This is a genomic window from Neisseria sp. HMSC70E02 (assembly GCF_001838645.1).
Taxonomy (GTDB): Bacteria; Pseudomonadota; Gammaproteobacteria; order Burkholderiales; family Neisseriaceae; genus Neisseria; species Neisseria macacae.
Genome location: NZ_KV838100.1, coordinates 69,305 through 88,539, shown reverse-complemented (window position 1 = coordinate 88,539; position 19,235 = coordinate 69,305). Strand labels below are relative to the sequence as shown.

Genomic DNA, 19,235 nt, shown 5'->3' with positions numbered 1-19,235 from the left:
AAGGTCGTCTGAAAATTTTCAGACGACCTTTTTTCAAACAAGCGGTTTGGGCTTATACGTCATACGTTCCCATTACGCTTGCGCTGTCCAAGATATGTCCCTGCATGGCGAAATGCAGGTCGTTGAAGCGGAAGCCGCGCGGCAGGTTTAATACGGTGTCGAGTGCGTAAACGATGAGTTCGTAGCGATGGCGGCAGTTGGGCGGATACATGCCGCCGTAGCCTGTGGCTTCTTCGATGTCCAACTTGCCCAACAGGCTCGCCCAACTGTTTGCGCCTTGCGTGTAGTCGGTGGTGGTCAGGCTTTCGTTTTCGGCGACGGAGGTGCGCTTGAGGTCGGCAATCAGCCAGTGCGTCCACACGAATCCGCTGGCGGTAATGGCGTCTTTGTCTTCTAAAACGACGGCGAAGGATTTCGTGCCTTCGGGCGCGCCGCTGATTTCAAAGGGAATGGAGTAAGTCGGCATGTTATTCGGACTGAACTGGCTGCCGCGCTTGCCGTATTTGTCTTCAAATTCGCCGTTGACAATGGCTGAAGTCGTTACCTGCATAGTGTTCTCCTGTGGGGTTGGGGAAGGGGTCGTCTGAAAAAGGAAGGCTTGTTCAGACGGTTGGTGGATTGTCCGGTTTGCCGGGCTGCCGTTTTCAGACGACCTGTTTTTATACCTGCCAGTCTATCGGCGTTATGCCTTTTTCCTGCAAATAGGCATTGGCGCGGGAAAAGTGTTTGCAGCCGAAAAAACCGCGATAGGCAGACAGCGGCGAGGGGTGCGGCGCGCTGAGGACGAGATGGCGGCTGCGGTCGATAAACGCGCCTTTTTTCTGCGCGTGGCTGCCCCAAAGCATGAAGACGACGTGTTCACGGTTTTGATTGATTTGGTTGACCACTTCGTCAGTAAAGCGCTCCCAACCCAATGTAGCATGGGAATGCGCCTGTCCCGCGCGGACGGTCAGGACGGTATTGAGCAGTAAAACGCCCTGCTCCGCCCAATGTTGCAGATAGCCGTGTTGCGGGATACGGAAGCCTTCGATGTCGTCCGCCAGCTCTTTGTAAATATTGACCAGCGAGGGTGGGACGGCGACGCCTTCGCGGACGGAAAACGCCAGCCCGTGCGCCTGTCCTGCGCCGTGATACGGGTCTTGCCCCAAAATCACGACTTTGACGTTACCGAATTCGGTTGCTTTAAAGGCGTTGAACACGTCTTCGGCAGGCGGATAGATAATCCGCCCCATGCCGCGCTCTTTTTTGACGGTTTCGATGATGTGTTGGAAATAGGGTTCGGACTTTTCCGAGCCGATTGCTTCGTGCCAAGTTTGCATATTGATGCCTTCATGATCGTGAAAAATGATTATAACGCAGCAAAATGGAGATGACGCCTTTTCTGCCGACCTTCTATTTCTTCCGGACGCATAAATTATAGTGGAATTAACATAAATCAGGACAAGGCGACGAAGCCGCAGACAGTACAGGTAGTACGGTAAGGAGAGGTAACGCCGTACTGGTTTAAAGTTAATCCACTATAAAATATTGTCATGATTGAATTGTCAGTCAGCCTTTGTGCCGTTATGATTGAGTCTGTCCCACCCGAATCTTAAGGAATCTATATGACTACTTGGTTTATCGTTGCCGCCGCCGTCCTGATTGTCGAGCTGTTTGTCGGTACTGTATATCTCTTGGTTGTCAGCGCGGCTTTGTTCGGCGCGGGATTGGTGTATGGGCTGACCGGTAATACTTCGATTGCCGTCGCTGCGGCAGCCGTTTTATCCGCCGTCGGTATCTGGGTGGTACACAGTAAATTCAAAAAAACTGCGCCCCGCCAAGAATTGAACGATGATTTGGACATCGGACAGACCGTTCAAATCCTCCGCCGCCTTCACGGCGATTGCTATGAAGTTTCGTATCGGGGAACGTACTGGCAGGCGCAGGCTGAAAATGCCGATGCCGTTCAGACGACCTCTACCGCCGTGATTACCGGTAAAAACGGTAATGTTTTACTTATTCGTTTCAATTGATTAATAAAATCGAAAGGAGCATCATGGGCGAATTGATTACCCTTCCTGAAAATATTCACCTATTAATATTAATTTTTGCTCTCACCGCATAAGGAAAAAACAATGGAATTTTTATACAGTTTCCCCGTCATCCTGTTGCTTGTCGTCGTAATTTTCGGCTTCAAAGCCTTTATCGTCGTGCCACAGCAGGAAGTTTACGTCGTCGAACGCCTCGGCAGATTTCACAACGCGCTGACCGCCGGTCTGAACATCCTGATTCCTTTCGTTGACCGCGTCGCCTACCGCCACTCGCTCAAAGAAGTGCCTTTGGACGTTCCCAGCCAAGTCTGCATCACCCGCGACAACACCCAGCTTACCGTTGACGGCATCATCTACTTCCAAGTAACCGATCCGAAACTCGCTTCCTACGGCTCCAGCAACTACATCATGGCGATTACCCAACTTGCCCAAACCACGCTGCGTTCGGTTATCGGCCGCATGGAGTTGGACAAAACGTTTGAAGAGCGCGACGAAATCAACAGCATCGTCGTTTCCGCGCTCGACGAAGCGGCAGGCGCATGGGGTGTGAAAGTATTGCGTTACGAAATCAAAGACTTGGTTCCGCCGCAAGAAATCCTGCGTTCTATGCAGGCGCAAATTACCGCCGAACGTGAAAAACGCGCCCGCATCGCCGAATCCGAAGGCCGCAAAATCGAGCAAATCAACCTTGCCAGCGGTCAGCGCGAAGCGGAAATCCAACAGTCTGAAGGTGAAGCGCAAGCTGCCATCAATGCGTCAAACGGCGAAAAAATCGCCCGCATCAACCGCGCGCAAGGTGAAGCCGAAGCCCTGCGCCTAGTTGCCGAAGCCAACGCCGACGCCATCCGCAAAATCGCCGAGGCAGTTCGCTCAGAGGGCGGCTCAGAAGCCGTCAACCTGAAAGTTGCCGAGCAATATGTCGCCGCCTTCAGCAATTTGGCAAAAGAAAGCAACACGCTGATTATGCCTGCCAACGTCGCCGACATCGGCAGCCTGGTTTCAGCCGGACTGAAGATTATCGACAGCAACAAAGCGGCAAAATAAACCTTTCGTTTTGCCACAAGGTCGTCTGAAAACGGGTGCAAGCGTTTCGCTACCATAAACAGCGGATTTCGCCAAACCGTTTTTCAGACGACCTTTATTCACATGATTGCAGACAGAATGCCCATCTGACCAAGCTTGATTATAGTGGAATTAACATAAATCAGGACAAGGCGACGAAGCCGTAGACAGTACAGATAGTACGGAACCGATTCACTTGGTGCTTCAGCACCTTAGAGAATCGTTCTCTTTGAGCTAAGGCGAGGCAACACCGTACTGGTTTAAAGTTAATCCACTATACATTCTGATTGTTACCCAAGACCAATTCAATGACTCAGAAAACACACACCATCAAAACCTACCTCGTCGGCGGCGCCGTCCGCGATTATCTTTTAGGTTTGCCCGTCAAAGACCGCGACTGGGTGGTCGTCGGTGCCGACGCACAAACCATGCTGGCGCAAGGCTTCCAGCCGGTCGGCAAAGATTTTCCCGTGTTCCTCCATCCCGAAACCCACGAAGAATACGCCCTCGCCCGCACCGAACGCAAAACCGCCAAGGGCTATGCCGGTTTCAGTTTTCACGCCGACAAAGACGTTACGCTGGAGCAGGATTTGATGCGCCGCGACCTGACCATCAACGCGATGGCGCAGGATTCAGACGACCTCATCATCGACCCCTTCGGCGGACAACAGGATTTGGCGGCGGGTATTTTGCGCCACGTTTCCCCCGCTTTTGCCGAAGACCCCGTCCGCATCCTGCGCACCGCCCGCTTTGCCGCACGCTACGGATTTGAAATCGCCGAAGAAACCATGAAGCTGATGCGGCAGATGGTGGAAAACGGCGAAGCGGACGCTTTGGTTGCCGAACGCGTCTGGCAGGAGTTGGCGAAAGGTTTGATGGAAAAAAATCCCCGAAAGATGATTGAAGTGTTGCGCGAATGCGGCGCGCTCGAAGTCTTGCTGCCCGAAGTCGATGCCCTCTTCGGCGTGCCGCAACGCGCCGACTATCATCCCGAAATCGACAGCGGCATCCATACCCTGATGACGCTGCAACGCGCCGCCGATATGGGGCTGACGCTACCCGAACGCTACGCCGCTCTGCTGCACGATTTGGGCAAAGCGAAAACCCCGCCCGAAATCCTGCCCAAACACCACGGACACGACCTCAACGGCGTCGAGCCCGTGCGCGAAGTCAATCAGCGGCTGCGCGCGCCTAGACACTGCGCAGAGCTTGCCGAACTTGTCTGCCGTTGGCACATCATGTTCCACCAAGTCGGGCAATTCAAAAACAAAACCATCTTAACCGTTTTGAAAAAAACCGACGCTTTCAGACGACCCGAACGCTTCGCTGCCGCCCTGAACGTCTGCATTGCCGACAAACAAGGTCGTCTGAACCGCGAAAACACCCCCTACCCGCAACGCGCGCACTGGCTCGCCCTGCTCGAAGCCGCCAACCAAGTGGATTCAGGCAAAATCGCCGCCGAATGCCGCGCGCAGGACAAAGCCCACCTCATTGCCGAAGAAATCGACCGGGCGCGGTTGGCGCAAATTGCTCCTTTGCAAAAAGCGTATAAGACAGAAAAATAGGAAGCTCTTAATGACATCTTCACGTTATAAAATCGAACGCGCGCCCGACGGCATTACTGTGTCTGCTCGTGTTGTACATGACTCTCAGGAAATCGGTTTTACCGCTCTATTTCTTATATTTTCCTTTGCTATTACATGCGTCGCGCCGTTTTACCTTGAAGAGCATTATTTCACTGATCCAATAATAATTCTTATCCATATACTTTTTACTTTCTACCTAATCGGCTCACTGGTTTACAGCCTTCTCTGGCAACTTTTCGTACGTGAAAACATCAAGATCCGTAACCATACCCTGTCTCATGGTTACACCTTGTTCTCCATTGGACGTTGGCGTAGTTTTCCGCTATCAGAAATTTCCGAATGGCAGTTTCGTGACAATATTCCCAAAGCTCCTGTTGCAAGAGGAAGAAAAGCTAGGTACCCGGGCGAAAACTACTACCAAAATGGTATAAAACAACCGAAAAACGATATCCCCAATATCTTACATATCCAAAAATGCAAACAAGGCGCATGGTCTTTCGATTATCAGGAAAAAACCATACTTATCGGCGATTTTTTTGACAGCCGTGATGCTCAGATAATCAATACTGAATTGAACAGGTTTATCCCAGCATCCGCTAAAGCCCGTCAACTTTCAGACGACCTTTGAAACAGCCGCCACCATATCCGCTATAATCTGCCTCTCAGCCATTTCGTTACAAATATAAAAACCATGACCCTACAAACCGATTTATTGCCCAAAATCAACAACGAAGATTACCAACGCCTCATCCTCAAACACAGCGTAGAATTCAGCGAAGGCGAAATCCGCCTGTTGAACGAAATCCTCGAAAAATTCACCTTCGACGTCGTTCAGGCACAGGCATTGGCGCAGGCGGTGATGCAGCAGGTGCGCTTCGATCCCAACGCCTACCACATCGACAGTGACGACGAAGACACCACAGGCATCTGCCCCCACTGCATCAACCCGCCCATGCCGCCCCTGCGCGATTACCTCGTTTGGCGCGAAACACGCGGCTAAACCCCTTTCAAAAAGGTCGTCTGAAAACGGCAAACCGCTTTTCAGACGACCCCGAACCCATCGGAAAACCCATGCTGCAAACCGACAACCTGACCGCCGCCCAACCCCAGCGCATCATCACCGCCCAAAGCATCTCCTCGCAGGAAGAGTTGCTTGAGCGCGCCCTGCGCCCTAAAACGCTGGACGACTATATCGGGCAAGACAAAGCCAAAGAACAGCTCGCCATCTTTATCCAAGCCGCCAAAAAACGCGGCGAAGCCCTAGACCACACCCTGCTCTTCGGCCCGCCCGGGCTGGGCAAAACCACGTTGGCACACATCATCGCCAAAGAGCTGGGCGTCAACCTGCGCCAAACCAGCGGCCCCGTCCTCGAACGCGCCGGCGACCTTGCCGCCCTTCTGACCAACCTCGAGCCGCACGACGTATTGTTCATCGACGAAATCCACCGCCTCAGCCCCGTCGTCGAAGAAATCCTCTACCCCGCGCTCGAAGACTACCAGCTCGACATCATGATAGGCGAAGGCCCTGCCGCCCGTTCCGTCAAAATCGACCTGCCGCCCTTCACGCTCGTCGGCGCAACCACCCGTGCAGGTATGCTGACCAACCCTCTGCGCGACCGCTTCGGCATCGTTGCTCGCTTGGAGTTTTATCAAAATCAAGACCTTGCCACCATCGTCAGCCGTTCCGCGCAATTACTGCAGCTCGACATGGGCGAAGAAGGCGCGATGGAAGTCGCCAAGCGCAGCCGCGGCACGCCCCGCATCGCCAACCGCCTGCTGCGCCGCGTCCGCGATTTTGCCGATGTGAAAAACAACGGCGTAATTGATGCCGCCATTGCCGATGCCGCTTTAAGCATGCTGGATGTGGACGCGCAAGGTTTGGACGTCATGGACAGAAAATTCCTCGAAGCCATCCTGCACAAATTCAGCGGCGGTCCCGTCGGTCTCGATAACGTTGCCGCCGCCATCGGCGAATCTACGGATACCATCGAAGACGTAATCGAACCCTATCTCATCCAACAAGGCTTCCTGCAACGCACTCCGCGCGGCAGAATGGCCACCGAACGCGCCTACCTGCACTTCGGCTTGAAAATGGAAAAATAAGCGTATTGAAATGAAGAAAGGTCGTCTGAAACCGGATTTTTGGTTTTCAGACGACCTTTTGTTATCAGCATAGTTGGTGCGGATAGACTTCAAGGTAAATCAAGGCAATCCATCCCGAAATGGTATAGAAATTGAGAAACGATTTGCCAAGCAGTTCAGCACATTAGGCCACAGAAGCCAATTCTTTCCTCATGGCATCAATCACCGCCTTATAGTCCGGCTTGCCAAAGATGGCGGAACCTGCCACAAAAGTATCGGCACCCGCTGCCGCGACGGCGGCGATATTGTCGGTTTTGATGCCGCCGTCCACTTCGATGGCAATGTGCCGCCCGCTTTGCGCTTCGTACCGATCCAACATCGCCCGCACTTGACGGATTTTTTCAAGGGTATGCGGAATGAAGCTTTGTCCGCCGAAACCGGGGTTGACCGACATCAACAATACCATGTCCAGCCTGTCCAATACGTTTTCCAAAACGTAAGCGGGAGTGGCCGGATTCAACACCAATCCTGCCTGACAGCCCGCATCTTTAATCAGGCTGAGGCTGCGGTCGATATGGCGGCTGGCTTCGGGATGAAACGTGATAATCGACGCCCCTGCTTTGGCAAATGCCTGAATCAGATCGTCAACGGGTTCGACCATCAGATGCACATCAATCGGCACGGTGGCATAAGGCTTCAACGCCGCGCAGACCATAGGGCCGAAAGTCAGATTCGGCACATAATGATTGTCCATCACGTCGAAATGAATCAAATCGGCTCCCGCTTCGATAACTTTCGTTACTTCTTCGCCCAAACGGGCAAAATCGGCGGATAAGATGCTGGGCGCAATACGGAAATTGTGGTTCATAGAAATCCAGTCGGATGGTGTGGTTTGATAAACGGATAATTTTTCGTATTCTACCACCAACGCCTCACGCAACACTAACTATGCATTGTTAATATTTAACAAAAGTAAGCATATGCATAAATAATTATAGGTTAAGGATATGTTTTGTCAGAAATAAAATAAAGATATGAAGTTAACAAAAGTTAACTGGAGGGATACTGCCTTTCACACGCTAATCGGGTATATTTGCGCGGTTACGGAAACTAGGAAAACGCTGTGTCTGTCGGATTCAAATCTTATTTACCCCTCTGTGCATTATCGGTTGCGCTGCTGACGGCTGTTGGTCAAGCACACGCCGGCCCCCAATATATCAAGCTGGACGATTTTCAAGCCAATTGCGACATCCGCTCCCTTAATCTGACGCAAGACCAACACAATGCTTTGCGCCGCATCCGTAATGATTACAAACAGGCATCGGACAAAGCATACCGTAAACTCGTCCGCACAGACCGTAACCGCCGCCAAGTCATTATGAAAATCCTTGCGGCAGATAATTTCGATCAAAACAACGCCCGCGATTATGTCGAAACCCGCTACTTGTCGAGCATGGATTTCGCCGTGGAAGAATTGGAAATCCAACACCGTTTCTACCACCTGCTCAATCCGCGCCAACGCCAGATTTGGCTCTCTTCCTGCCTTCGCTGACATATCGCTTTCCTGATTGATCCGTACAAAAAGGTCGTCTGAAATCCTGTTTCAGACGACCTTTTAAACGATATGGCGATTCAAAGCGATGCGGCCGGAAGCAATTGAACCGGAAAAGGCTTTCCCTACCCTTATCCTCCCGCAGATTTCAGTATGGCAGGCATATTTCCGAAAACCTCAATCCAAAACCCGTTGTTCCGGCAAACGTCCCGCCCAATCGCACGCAAACTGCCAAGCCGAACGCCCAGAGCGGTTGCCGCGCATTTGTGCCCATTGCAATGCCGCCTTGCGTGCCGTTTCATCAAAATCCACGCCGAAGTCGCCCAGCCAATTTTCAACCGCTTGGAGGTAGTCGTTTTGATCGAACGGATAAAAACTTAACCACAAACCGAAACGGTCGGACAGGGAAATTTTTTCCTCAACAGCTTCTTTTTGATGAATTTCGCCGCGTATGCCCGTTGTCCCGATATTTTCATCCATATATTCAGGCATCAAGTGGCGCCGGTTGGACGTCGCGTACACCAACACGTTGCTGCATCTTTGCGACAAACCGCCGTCCAATGCGGTTTTTAGGGCTTTGTAGGTTTCATCACCGGTTTCAAACGACAGGTCATCGCAGAATACGATGAATTTTTCGGGACGGTCTTTCAGCAAAAAAAGCAGCGCGGGCAGGCTGACCAAATCGCTCTTATCAACTTCAATCAGACGCAGCCCTTGTTCGGCATATTCGTGCAACAGGGCTTTGACCAGCGAGGATTTGCCCGTTCCGCGCGAACCGCTCATCAAAACATTATTCGCGGAGCGGCCTGCCAAAAACTGCTCGGTATTGCGTTTGAGCTTTTCAGTTTGCGTCCCGACGGCAGCCAGACGGTCAAGCGGGAATGTATGCGGATTTGGCAGGCTCTCCAAAATCCCTTTTTTACCGACGCTGTGCCAACGGTAAGCCAAAGCGTTCCAGTCGGTTTTACCGGGTTTTTCAGGCAGTACCAAATCAAGACGGTCCAAAACGGAATAGGCTTTTTGCAAAAAGGCGGCAAGTTTCATATATGCTCCTATCGTCCTGATGTAGCAGGATTTTGCTGCGCCATCACGCGCATTACGGTATCGACAACGGCTTGGGTTTGCGGATCGATTTCGATATTGATGACGTCGCCCTCTTTCCGGTTGCCAAACAAAGTGCGCGTCAAAGTTTCCGGAATCAGGTGGACATTGAATTCCGTATCGGTAACTTCGCCTATGGTCAGGCTGCAACCGTCCAAGCCGACAAAGCCTTTGCTCAAAATATAGGGTTTGAGCTCGGGTGGCAGAGCAAACCATACCGTACGGTTAAACTCGCTGCGCTCTATCCGCGTAATCTGCGTAGTCATCATGATATGCCCGCTCATGACGTGTCCGCCGATTTCATCGCCGAAACGGGCGGCACGTTCGAGATTGACGGCATCTCCCGTTTTCAGACGACCCAAATTGGTCTTTTCCAAGGTTTCTTTCATCAAATCAAAGCTAACCGTATCGCCGTCGATTTGGGTAATGGTCAGGCAGCAGCCGTTGTTGGCGACGGATGCACCGATTTGCAGATGCTCGGTCATCTCATCGGGCAGCTTGACGACATGGGTGCGGAAATCAGCGGACGGTTCTCGAATGGCAATGATTTCGCCGACACCTTGGACGATACCTGTAAACATGGGAGATTCTCCAATCGGTTTATTTGATGCGTTTGAAAACCAAATCCCAAACGCCGTGCCCCAAACGTTTGCCGCGGGCTTCAAATTTCGTTTCGGGACGGTAGTCGGGCGTAGGCGCGTAATCGGCGGCGGTATTTTGCAAATTGTCAAAACCGCTCAACACTTCCAGCATCTGCTGCGCGTATTCTTCCCAGTCGGTCGCCAGATGGATATAACCGCCGACTTTCAGCTTGGGCAGCAGTTTCTGCACAAACGGCGTCTGCACCAAGCGGCGTTTGTTATGGCGTTTTTTGTGCCAAGGGTCGGGAAAGAAAATGTGGATGCCGTCGAGCACGTCGTCTGAAAGCATATTTTCGACCACTTCGACCGCATCGTGCCGCATCACGCGGATATTGCCAATGTGTTCTTCTTCAATCAATTTCAAAATATTGCCGACACCGGGACCGTGTACATCAATCGCCAAAAAGTCGGTATCAGGCAGGCGCTTGGCGATTTCAACAGTCGCCACGCCCATGCCGAAACCGATTTCCAACACCTTGGGACGGTCGCTGCCGAAACGCTGATTCAAGTCCAACACGGAATCTTGGTAATCGATGCCGAATTGCGGCCACATCGTATCAATGGCACGCTGCTGCGCCGCAGTCATATGCCCTTGACGCAACACAAAGCTGCGGATGGAGCGTTTGTGCGCTTCAGGAACGGTGGAATCTGGAGTTATTTCGTTCATAAATTATTTCTTGTATCTGATAAAACTGGGGAAAGGTCGTCTGAAAATCTGCGATATGGTTTCAGACGACCTCTGAATGTATGGGGTCAACCGTTAAACGGTTTGTTTTTATTGTTGATAGATAAGCATGAAACAAGCCGCTGACAGTATCAATCCTGCCGAACTCGTTTGCTTGCTGTTTTAAAGCATGACTAAATGGCTCACTTGGAGCTTAGACACGCATTCTTGTTCATCCACTATAATCCACTATTCTGTTTGACGAAAAGGTCGTCTGAAAGATTCAGACGACCTTTGACTGATAAATGCAATATCAGCAGTTTAATTCAACTGACTGAATACACTTATTTTTTCTTTTGAGCCGGCAGGTCGGTACAAGTACCCAGCGCCACTTCGGCAGCCATACCGATGGATTCGCCCAAGGTCGGGTGCGGGTGGATGGTTTTGCCGATGTCTTCAGCGTCGCAGCCCATTTCGATGGCCAAGCAGATTTCGCCAATCATATCGCCGCCGTTCGGACCAACGATACCGCCGCCGATGATACGGCCGGTTTCGGCATCAAAAATCAGCTTGGTGAAGCCGTTATCGCAACCGTTGGCAATCGCGCGACCGGAAGCAGCCCACGGGAAGTTGGCTTTGGTAATTTTGCGGCCGGATGCTTTGGCAGACAATTCGGTTTCGCCAACCCATGCCACTTCGGGAGCGGTGTAAGCCACGCCCGGAATCACGCGGGCATCGAAGTAGGCTTTGTGTCCGGCGCAATTTTCAGCGGCAACGTGGCCTTCATGAACGGCTTTGTGCGCCAGCATAGGCTGACCGACGATGTCGCCGATGGCGTAGATGTGCGGCACATTGGTACGCATTTGTTTGTCGACTTCGATGAAGCCGCGGTCGGTTACGGCAACGCCTGCTTTTTCGGCGCTGATGAGTTTGCCGTTAGGCGCACGGCCGGCGGCAACCAATACGGCATCGTAGCGTTGCGGCTCTTTCGGCGCGTTCGCACCTTCAAAGGTAACGTAAACGCCGTCTTCTTTCGGCTCGACTGCAACGGTTTTGGTGTTGATCATGATGTTGTCAAAACGGTATTCGTTTTGTTTTTGCCATACTTTCACCAAATCGCGGTCTGCACCTTGCATCAGGCCGTCCATCATTTCAACGACGTCGAGGCGCGAACCCAGCGTGCTGTAAACCGTACCCATTTCGAGGCCGATGATACCGCCGCCGATAATCAGCAGTTTGCCCGGTACTTCTTTCAGAGCCAAAGCGCCGCTGGAATCGATGATGCGCGGATCTTCAGGGATAAACGGCAGCTTGGTTACGCGACTGCCCGCTGCGATGATACAGTTTTTAAACGCAACGATTTTTTTCTCGCCGGTAGGCGTAGCTTGCTCGTACACGTCGCCGGTAGTCAGCGACACTTCCAAGTGGTGCGGATCTAAGAATTGACCGTCGCCTTGGATAACGTCCACTTTACGGCCTTTTGCCATGCCTGCCAAACCGGTAGTCAGGCGGGAAACCACGCCGTCTTTGTAGCCGCGCAGCATGTCGATGTCGAGTTCGGGCTCAGGGTATTTGATGCCGTTGGCAGCCAAGTGGCGCACTTCGTCGATAACGGCAGCGTTATGCAACAAGGCTTTGGAAGGGATACAGCCGACGTTCAAGCAAACGCCGCCCAAGGTTTTGTAACGCTCGACGATGGCAACTTTCAGACCTTCGTCAGCAGCGGCAAATGCAGCGGAGTAACCGCCGGGGCCGCCACCCAATACGACCACGTCGTACTCTGCATCGGCAGAACCACCGAATTGCGCCGCTTGCGGTGCAGGAGCGGTAGCTTTAGGGGCTTCTTGCGCAGGTGCAGCAGCAGGTGCTTCGGCTTTAGGAGCGGCAGCCGCGCCTTCGGCTTCAACGACTACAATCAAGCCGCCTTCGGAGATTTTGTCGCCGACTTTGACTTTGACTTCTTTGACCACGCCCGCAACTTCAGCAGGCACGTCCATCGTCGCTTTGTCGGTTTCCAAGGTAATCAGGGTATCGTCAACGGCGATGGTGTCACCTACGTTCACTTCAACCGCAATAATATCTACATTTTCGTGTCCGCCAATGTCGGGCACTTTCAATTCAACTAAGCTCATGTCTAATCTTTCTGAATGATATTCGGACTTCTATTTTCAGACGACCTGTCGGGTTGTATGCCGAAGGTCGTCTGAAAATACGCTCGGATTACAGGGTAATGCGGCGGAAGTCTTTCAACAGGTTCGCCAGGAATACGGTGAAGCGCATACCGGCGGCACCGTCGATAACGCGGTGGTCGAAGGACAGGCTCAACGGACACATCAGGCGAGGAGCGAACTCTTTGCCGTTCCAAACCGGTTTGATTTGGGATTTGCACACGCCCAAAATAGCGACTTCAGGTGCGTTCACAATCGGAGTGAAGCCTGTACCGCCGATGCCGCCCAAGCTGGAAATGGTAAAGCAGGCGCCTTGCATTTCTTGCGGTTTGAGCTTGCCTTCGCGGGCTTTTTTAGACAATTCGGTCAGCTCTTGGCTGATTTCTTTCAGACCTTTTTGATCCACGTCTTTGATGACGGGAACAACCAAGCCGTTCGGCGTATCGGCTGCAAAACCGATGTTGAAGTAGTTTTTCAGAACCAGATTGTCGCCGTCCAAAGAAGCGTTGAATTCAGGGAAGGCTTTCAGCGCGGAAACGGAGGCTTTGATGATGAACGCCAACGGAGACAGTTTCACGCCTTCGCGTTCCCATTCTTTGTTCAGCTGTTTGCGGAATTCTTCCAATTCGGTCATGTCCGCTTCTTCGTGAACGGTAACGTGCGGGATAACTACCCAGTTGCGGGACAGGTTTTGACCGGAAATTTTCTTAATGCGGGACAATTCTTTAACTTCGACATTGCCGAATTTGGAGAAGTCCACTTTAGGCCACGGCAGCAAGTCCAGACCGCCGCCCAAAGATGCGCCGGCAGCAGCAGGTTTCGCCGCACCGCCTTGCATCACGGATTTCACAAAGGCTTTAATGTCGTCGCCCATGATACGGCCTTTCAAGCCGGTACCTTTGACTTGACCCAAATCCACACCCAATTCGCGCGCCAGTTTGCGTGCGGAAGGACCCGCGTGTGCTTTGGCGAAAGCGGCTTCGTCGATTTTGGCTGCGGCAGGTGCAGGAGTGGCAACAGGAGCCGGAGCGGCGGCAAGCGCAGCAGCCGGAGCGGGTGCTGCTGCCGGTGCAGCGGCTTGAGCAGGAGCGGGAGCGGCGGCAGAACCGGCGGTTTCCACTTCGATAATGGCAGTACCTTCGGATACTTTGTCGCCGACTTTCAGGAATACGGCTTTAACGACACCGGCAGCAGTACAAGGTACATCCATGGTCGCTTTGTCGGTTTCCAAAGTAATCAGCGTGTCGTCTTCGGCAACGGTGTCGCCAACTTTAACTTCAACGGCGATTACATCTACATCAGTATGACCGCCAATGTCGGGAACGGCTACTTGAACGGTTGCACCGCCTGCGGGAGCAGCAGCGGGTGCAGCTGCTGGTGCAGGTTGTGCTTCAGCCGCAGGAGCCGGAGCGGCTTCAGCAGCGGCAGCACCGGTTTCAACGGTCAGAATTACGCCGCCTTCGGAGATTTTGTCGCCAACTTTGACTTTCACTTCTTTCACAACGCCTGCTGCATCGGCAGGTACGTCCATAGTGGCTTTGTCGGTTTCCAGAGTAATCAGGGTGTCGTCAACGGCGATGGTGTCGCCCGCTTTGACTTCTACTGCGATGATATCGACGTTTTCATGACCGCCAATATCGGGTACTTTGATTTCTACGATACTCATTTGAGTTCCTTTGATGATTTCGGTTTGATGTCGTCTGAAAAACAGTTTCAGACGACATCACTTATGTTTTCCGGCACGGATAACCATTTCCAAGACAACTTTTCTGCGCTTCGAACCTTTTGCACGACTTGCGCCCGCTGCCCGGTAATTCAAGGTTTGTCCGTTATACAAACCGTCAACGTATTCTTGATTCAGATGACCTCACAAGCAAATTGACTTTGAGGTCGTCTGAAAACAGGATTAGCGTTTCCAGCTTGGCGCCACGTCGGCATTGATGCCGTATTTTTCGATGGCTTGTTGAACGGTTTCTTTGCTGACTTTGCCTTGTTCTGCCAATGCGCTCAATGCTGCCACGGCAACGTTGTAGCGGTCCACTTCGAAGAAGCGGCGCAGGTTGGCACGGCTGTCGGAACGTCCGAAACCATCGGTACCCAAGACATGGTAGTCGTTCGGGATGTACGCGCGGATACGGTCGGCATAGCTGCGGATATAGTCGGTAGCGGCGATAACCGGACCGTCATGACCTTGCAGTTGTGAGGTAACGAAAGGCACTTTTTCAGCTTCCAGCGGATGCAGGCGGTTGAAACGTTCTACTTCGATGGCATCGCGGTGCAGCAGGTTGAAGGATGGGCAAGACCAAATGTCTGCTTCTACGCCGAAGTCAGCTTTCAGCAATTCGGCACCGGCAATCACTTCTTGCAGGATGGTACCGGAACCCATCAATTGAACTTTCTTGTCGCCTTTACCGCCGGCTTTCAGCAAGTACATACCTTTCAGGATGTCTTGTTCCACACCTTCGGGCATGTCCGGATGAGTGTAGTTCTCGTTCATTAGGGTGATGTAGTAGAACACGTCTTCATGGTTGACGTACATACGGCGCAGGCCATCATGTACGATAACGGCCACTTCATATTGGAAGGTCGGATCGTATGTTACGCAGTTCGGGATCAAATCAGCTTGAATGTGGCTGTGGCCGTCTTCGTGCTGCAGGCCTTCACCGTTCAAGGTCGTACGACCGGCAGTACCGCCCAACAGGAAGCCGCGCGCGTGCATATCGCCGGCAGCCCATGCCAAGTCGCCGACACGTTGGAAACCGAACATAGAATAGTAAATGTAGAACGGAATCATCGCGAAGTCGCTGTTGGCATAGCTGGTCGCCGCTGCAATCCAGTCAGCCATCGCGCCAGGCTCGTTAATACCTTCCTGCAGGATTTGACCGTCAACAGACTCTTTATAGAACATCAGTTGGTCTTTGTCTTGCGGGGTATATTGTTGGCCTTTCGGGTTCCAAATACCGTATTGGCGGAACATGCCTTCCATACCGAAGGTACGGCTTTCGTCAGGAACGATAGGTACGACGCGTTTGCCGATTTTTTTGTCTTTCAGCAAAGTAGACAGGATGCGGACGAAAGCCATAGTGGTTGAAAATTCACGGTCGCCGCTGGATTTCAGTTGAGTCTCAAATGCTGACAATTCAGGCACTTCCAGAACTTCTTGGGTAGGCTTGCGTTGAGGCAGGTAGCCGCCCAAAGCTTCGCGGCGTGCGTGCAGGTATTTGTACTCTGCGCTGTCGGGAGCGAAAGTCAGGTAAGGCAGATCGCCACTGTCGATTTGCTCGTCGGTAACAGGAATGTCAAAGCGGTCGCGGAATTGTTTCAGAGACGCTTTGTCCATTTTTTTGGCTTGGTGGGCAACGTTTTGACCTTCGCCGGATGCACCCATACCATAACCTTTAATGGTTTTTGCCAAAATTACGGTAGGTTTGCCATCTGCATGGTTAGCTGCGCGGTCATAAGCGTTGTACACTTTTTGAGGGTCGTGGCCGCCGCGGTTCAATGCCCAAATTTCGTCATCGGTCATATCGGCAACCAATGCTTTCAATTCAGGGGTATTGAAGAAGTGTTCGCGCACGTACGCGCCGTCTTTGGATTTGTAAGTTTGGTAGTCGCCGTCCAAACATTCTTCCATGCGTTTGCGCAAGATACCGTCTTTGTCTTTTGCCAAGAGGCGGTCCCAACGGCGGCCCCAAATGACTTTGACAACATTCCAGCCTGCGCCGGCAAAGTTGCCTTCCAATTCTTGGATGATTTTGCCGTTACCGCGGACAGGACCATCCAAACGTTGCAGGTTACAGTTGATGACGAAAATCAGGTTGTCCAAACCTTCGCGGGCTGCCAATGCGATGGCGCCTTGTGATTCAGGTTCGTCCATTTCGCCGTCGCCGCAGAAACACCATACTTTACGGCCTTTGGTTTTTGCCAGACCGCGGGATTCCAAGTATTTCAGGAAACGGGCTTGGTAAATCGCCATGATTGGACCCAAACCCATAGATACGGTTGGGAATTGCCAGAAATCAGGCAGCAAGTGCGGATGCGGGTAAGAAGGCAGACCATGTCCGTCTACTTCCTGACGGAAATTGTTCAGTTGGTCTTCAGTCAGACGGCCTTCAACGAAAGCGCGGGCATAGATGCCTGGAGAAACGTGGCCTTGGAAGAATACCAAATCACCTTCTTCGCCTTCGCCTTTAGCTTTCCAGAAGTGGTTGAAACCCACTTCGTACATGGTTGCTGCGGATTGGAAAGATGCGATATGACCACCCAGCTCCAAATCTTTTTTACCGGCGCGCAATACGATGGCGGCGGCGTTCCAGCGCACGAATGCACGGATGCGGTGTTCGATGTTTTGATCGCCCGGAATGCCTTTTTCGTCTTCAACCGAAACGGTATTCAAATACGGGGTGGTTGTGCCGTGAGGCATACGGACGCCTTTGTCGCGGCTGTATTTAACCAGATGCTCCAACAAGTATTGTGCGCGTTCGCTGCCTTCGTATTCTAGAACTGAGCTTAACGCGTCCAACCACTCTTGGGTTTCAATCGGGTCAACATCGTGTAATTGGGTGGACATAGTATCTATCCTTATGTTGAGTGTTATTCAATGACAGAGGGTTATACCCCTAATGTTTTCGTTTGCGAAAATTGATATACAAAAACGAAAATTCCAAAAATTAAATCAAACGCAAAACCACAATTACCCTAATATTATCAATTAATTAAAAATAAAATTGAAAATAAAGGGCGCAATGAGTCATTTATTTGAATTTATTCCGCTGCAAATCGTATCAGTAATTGGAATAACTGGCAAATTACAATTTATAACATCGGTTTTATTCTGAACAATGGGCATATGGATTTGATTAAATTCTGCTCGTTTTTAAACAAAAAAGAAAATTTTTAGATTGATTATTTTCTAAAACCAACAAACGGTCGTATTTTCCATTATCAGCCGAATAGAAATACTTCATCAAATTTGTTAATAGTTAAATAAAATCAATCAAATTCAGACGAGCCATTCCGTTAATGCAGCCTCCAAGCGTTTCAGCCCTTCTGCCATATCTTCATCGTTGAGCAGCAGGCTGGGGGCGAAACGCACGACGTCGGCTCCGGCAACCAATACCATCAGGCCGTGTTTCAGCGCGGCGGCGGTAATTTCCGAAGCGCGGCCTTGGTATTTGTCTGCCAGCACGCAGCCGATGAGCAGCCCCATGCCGCGGACTTCTTTAAATACGCCGGTTTTCTCGCCTAATTCCCGCAAGGTCGTCTGAAATTTTTTTCCTTGTTTTTCCACATGTGCCAAAGTTTCGGGCATGTTGATGATGTCGAACGCGCGGCTGCCGACGGCGCACGCCATCGGATTACCGCCGAAAGTCGAACCGTGCGTCCCCGGCCCGAAGGTCGGGGCGATTTTATCGGTGGTCAGAATCGCACCGACGGGGAAGCCGCCACCCAATGCTTTGGCGGAGCTGATGATGTCGGGCGTAATGCCGTAATGCTCGTAGGCAAACAGTTTGCCCGTGTGCCCCATACCGGTTTGCACTTCGTCCAAAATCAACAATGCACCGTGTTCGTCGCACAAACGGCGCGCAGCTTGCAGATATTCCTGCGTGGCAGGCAGGATGCCGCTTTCGCCCTGAATCGGCTCGATGATTACGGCGCAGGTGTTTTCGTTGATGGCAACTTCCAATGCGGCAATATCGTTGAACGGAACGTGGGTAATGCCTTGCGGCAGCGGCGCGTAGTCTTTGCTGTATTTGGGCTGGCCGCCGACCGAGACGGTAAACAGCGTACGACCGTGGAAGCTGTTCAGGCAGGAGATGATTTCGGTTTTGTGTTCGCCGAAATGATCTCGACCGTATTTGCGCGCCAGTTTCAGCGCGGCTTCATTGGCTTCCGCGCCGGAATTGCAGAAGAATACTTTGTCGGCAAAGGTATGCTCTACCAGCTTTTGCGCCAATTCCTGCGCGGGTTTGGTGGTGTAGATATTGGAAATGTGCCACAATTTTTGCGACTGCTCCGCCAGCGCGGCAATCAAATCGGGATGGCAGTGTCCCAACGCGTTGACCGCAATACCGCCCGACAAGTCGATGTATTCACGGCCTTCGGTATCCCAGACGCGGCTGCCGAGGGCGCGTTCGGGAATCATGGGGGCGAATGAAAAATTGGGGGTCAGGTAGTTTTGCATCCGATTTCCTTTGCGGTTTTAAGTCTGATGTATAGTCAATGAAAGGCGTTGCTTCGTATGGTCTCGTCCGACAAGGTATGAGACATTTCCTATCTGGATTGTCTTTGAACCGAATACAACAACGCCGTTGCAGATATAGTGGATTAACTTTAAATCAGGACAAGG

General features: G+C 51.8%; 17 protein-coding genes and 1 pseudogene. 8 read left to right on the top strand and 10 right to left on the bottom strand.

Features of this window, described 5'->3' with window-relative positions; genetic code table 11:
* Window positions 1-52 precede the first annotated feature (52 nt).
* A complete protein-coding gene (locus HMPREF3277_RS07640; protein ID WP_070870618.1) occupies window positions 53-550 on the bottom strand; it encodes a YbhB/YbcL family Raf kinase inhibitor-like protein in 498 nt (165 codons plus the stop codon).
* A gap of 109 nt (window positions 551-659) precedes the next feature.
* Window positions 660-1,319, bottom strand: coding sequence for a uracil-DNA glycosylase (gene ung / locus HMPREF3277_RS07635; RefSeq protein ID WP_070440764.1), 660 nt, complete (start codon window positions 1,317-1,319; stop codon window positions 660-662).
* Between the two features lie 96 nt (window positions 1,320-1,415).
* On the opposite strand from ung, the pseudogene HMPREF3277_RS15335 reads away from it, so the two are divergent.
* The 7 genes and pseudogenes from HMPREF3277_RS15335 to ruvB form a co-directional block, all read left to right on the top strand.
* Window positions 1,416-1,478: pseudogene (locus HMPREF3277_RS15335) on the top strand (transposase); the annotation flags it as partial.
* Window positions 1,479-1,604: 126 nt separating this feature from the next.
* Entirely contained in the window at window positions 1,605-2,012 is a 408-nt protein-coding gene (locus HMPREF3277_RS07630) for an NfeD family protein (RefSeq protein WP_049223017.1), read from the top strand.
* 102 nt (window positions 2,013-2,114) lie between these two features.
* A complete protein-coding gene (locus tag HMPREF3277_RS07625) occupies window positions 2,115-3,074 on the top strand; it encodes an SPFH domain-containing protein (protein WP_003767900.1) in 960 nt (319 codons plus the stop codon).
* Window positions 3,075-3,421: 347 nt separating this feature from the next.
* Window positions 3,422-4,657 carry a multifunctional CCA addition/repair protein gene (locus HMPREF3277_RS07620; RefSeq protein ID WP_070870749.1) on the top strand — a complete coding sequence of 412 codons (1,236 nt, stop codon included), beginning with the start codon at window positions 3,422-3,424 and terminating at the stop codon, window positions 4,655-4,657.
* Window positions 4,658-4,667: 10 nt separating this feature from the next.
* A complete protein-coding gene (locus tag HMPREF3277_RS07615; RefSeq protein WP_070870617.1) occupies window positions 4,668-5,306 on the top strand; it encodes a hypothetical protein in 639 nt (212 codons plus the stop codon).
* Between the two features lie 63 nt (window positions 5,307-5,369).
* Window positions 5,370-5,678 carry a hypothetical protein gene (locus tag HMPREF3277_RS07610; protein ID WP_019270909.1) on the top strand — a complete coding sequence of 103 codons (309 nt, stop codon included), beginning with the start codon at window positions 5,370-5,372 and terminating at the stop codon, window positions 5,676-5,678.
* Window positions 5,679-5,749: 71 nt separating this feature from the next.
* Complete coding sequence (ruvB, locus tag HMPREF3277_RS07605; RefSeq protein WP_039404965.1) at window positions 5,750-6,781, top strand: Holliday junction branch migration DNA helicase RuvB; 1,032 nt, start codon at window positions 5,750-5,752, stop codon at window positions 6,779-6,781.
* Between the two features lie 163 nt (window positions 6,782-6,944).
* Here the strand turns inward: ruvB and rpe are convergent, their stop codons facing one another.
* On the bottom strand, window positions 6,945-7,628 hold the full coding sequence (gene rpe, locus HMPREF3277_RS07600; protein WP_003756799.1) for a ribulose-phosphate 3-epimerase: 684 nt from the start codon (window positions 7,626-7,628) through the stop codon (window positions 6,945-6,947).
* Between the two features lie 255 nt (window positions 7,629-7,883).
* Between rpe and HMPREF3277_RS07595 the strand changes: the two genes are divergently transcribed.
* Complete coding sequence (locus HMPREF3277_RS07595) at window positions 7,884-8,312, top strand: Spy/CpxP family protein refolding chaperone (protein WP_003767916.1); 429 nt, start codon at window positions 7,884-7,886, stop codon at window positions 8,310-8,312.
* Between the two features lie 177 nt (window positions 8,313-8,489).
* On the opposite strand, the gene HMPREF3277_RS07590 is transcribed toward HMPREF3277_RS07595, so the two are convergent.
* The 7 genes from HMPREF3277_RS07590 to HMPREF3277_RS07560 all read right to left on the bottom strand — a co-directional run bounded on the left by HMPREF3277_RS07590 (window position 8,490) and on the right by HMPREF3277_RS07560 (window position 19,070).
* Window positions 8,490-9,356 (bottom strand): ATP-binding protein, encoded by an 867-nt coding sequence (locus HMPREF3277_RS07590; RefSeq protein ID WP_070870616.1) that lies wholly within the window; start codon window positions 9,354-9,356, stop codon window positions 8,490-8,492.
* Between the two features lie 8 nt (window positions 9,357-9,364).
* Window positions 9,365-9,994: a riboflavin synthase gene (locus HMPREF3277_RS07585; protein WP_070870615.1), complete on the bottom strand. Its 630-nt coding sequence runs from the start codon at window positions 9,992-9,994 to the stop codon at window positions 9,365-9,367.
* 19 nt (window positions 9,995-10,013) lie between these two features.
* On the bottom strand, window positions 10,014-10,721 hold the full coding sequence (gene trmB, locus HMPREF3277_RS07580) for a tRNA (guanosine(46)-N7)-methyltransferase TrmB (protein ID WP_003767951.1): 708 nt from the start codon (window positions 10,719-10,721) through the stop codon (window positions 10,014-10,016).
* Window positions 10,722-11,062: 341 nt separating this feature from the next.
* A complete protein-coding gene (gene lpdA, locus HMPREF3277_RS07575; RefSeq protein WP_070870613.1) occupies window positions 11,063-12,850 on the bottom strand; it encodes a dihydrolipoyl dehydrogenase in 1,788 nt (595 codons plus the stop codon).
* An 88-nt stretch (window positions 12,851-12,938) separates the two neighbouring features.
* The gene (aceF, locus tag HMPREF3277_RS07570; protein ID WP_070870611.1) at window positions 12,939-14,552 is read right to left on the bottom strand and encodes a dihydrolipoyllysine-residue acetyltransferase; all 1,614 of its coding nucleotides are present in this window, start codon (window positions 14,550-14,552) and stop codon (window positions 12,939-12,941) included.
* A gap of 240 nt (window positions 14,553-14,792) precedes the next feature.
* Window positions 14,793-17,456 carry a pyruvate dehydrogenase (acetyl-transferring), homodimeric type gene (gene aceE / locus HMPREF3277_RS07565; RefSeq protein WP_070870609.1) on the bottom strand — a complete coding sequence of 888 codons (2,664 nt, stop codon included), beginning with the start codon at window positions 17,454-17,456 and terminating at the stop codon, window positions 14,793-14,795.
* A gap of 432 nt (window positions 17,457-17,888) precedes the next feature.
* Window positions 17,889-19,070, bottom strand: coding sequence for an aspartate aminotransferase family protein (locus HMPREF3277_RS07560; protein ID WP_070870607.1), 1,182 nt, complete (start codon window positions 19,068-19,070; stop codon window positions 17,889-17,891).
* Window positions 19,071-19,235: the final 165 nt, after the last annotated feature.

What these genes read in the sequence shown, in the direction of transcription:
- HMPREF3277_RS07585 (WP_070870615.1), bottom strand. Translation starts at nt 9,994, where the DNA reads ATGTTTACAGGTATCGTCCAAGGTGTCGGCGAAATCATTGCCATTCGA.
- HMPREF3277_RS07640 (WP_070870618.1), bottom strand. Translation starts at nt 550, where the DNA reads ATGCAGGTAACGACTTCAGCCATTGTCAACGGCGAATTTGAAGACAAA.
- HMPREF3277_RS07615 (WP_070870617.1), top strand. Translation starts at nt 4,668, where the DNA reads ATGACATCTTCACGTTATAAAATCGAACGCGCGCCCGACGGCATTACT.
- HMPREF3277_RS07625 (WP_003767900.1), top strand. Translation starts at nt 2,115, where the DNA reads ATGGAATTTTTATACAGTTTCCCCGTCATCCTGTTGCTTGTCGTCGTA.
- lpdA (WP_070870613.1), bottom strand. Translation starts at nt 12,850, where the DNA reads ATGAGCTTAGTTGAATTGAAAGTGCCCGACATTGGCGGACACGAAAAT.
- rpe (WP_003756799.1), bottom strand. Translation starts at nt 7,628, where the DNA reads ATGAACCACAATTTCCGTATTGCGCCCAGCATCTTATCCGCCGATTTT.
- HMPREF3277_RS07560 (WP_070870607.1), bottom strand. Translation starts at nt 19,070, where the DNA reads ATGCAAAACTACCTGACCCCCAATTTTTCATTCGCCCCCATGATTCCC.
- ruvB (WP_039404965.1), top strand. Translation starts at nt 5,750, where the DNA reads ATGCTGCAAACCGACAACCTGACCGCCGCCCAACCCCAGCGCATCATC.
- HMPREF3277_RS07610 (WP_019270909.1), top strand. Translation starts at nt 5,370, where the DNA reads ATGACCCTACAAACCGATTTATTGCCCAAAATCAACAACGAAGATTAC.
- HMPREF3277_RS07630 (WP_049223017.1), top strand. Translation starts at nt 1,605, where the DNA reads ATGACTACTTGGTTTATCGTTGCCGCCGCCGTCCTGATTGTCGAGCTG.
- trmB (WP_003767951.1), bottom strand. Translation starts at nt 10,721, where the DNA reads ATGAACGAAATAACTCCAGATTCCACCGTTCCTGAAGCGCACAAACGC.
- ung (WP_070440764.1), bottom strand. Translation starts at nt 1,319, where the DNA reads ATGCAAACTTGGCACGAAGCAATCGGCTCGGAAAAGTCCGAACCCTAT.
- aceE (WP_070870609.1), bottom strand. Translation starts at nt 17,456, where the DNA reads ATGTCCACCCAATTACACGATGTTGACCCGATTGAAACCCAAGAGTGG.
- aceF (WP_070870611.1), bottom strand. Translation starts at nt 14,552, where the DNA reads ATGAGTATCGTAGAAATCAAAGTACCCGATATTGGCGGTCATGAAAAC.
- HMPREF3277_RS07590 (WP_070870616.1), bottom strand. Translation starts at nt 9,356, where the DNA reads ATGAAACTTGCCGCCTTTTTGCAAAAAGCCTATTCCGTTTTGGACCGT.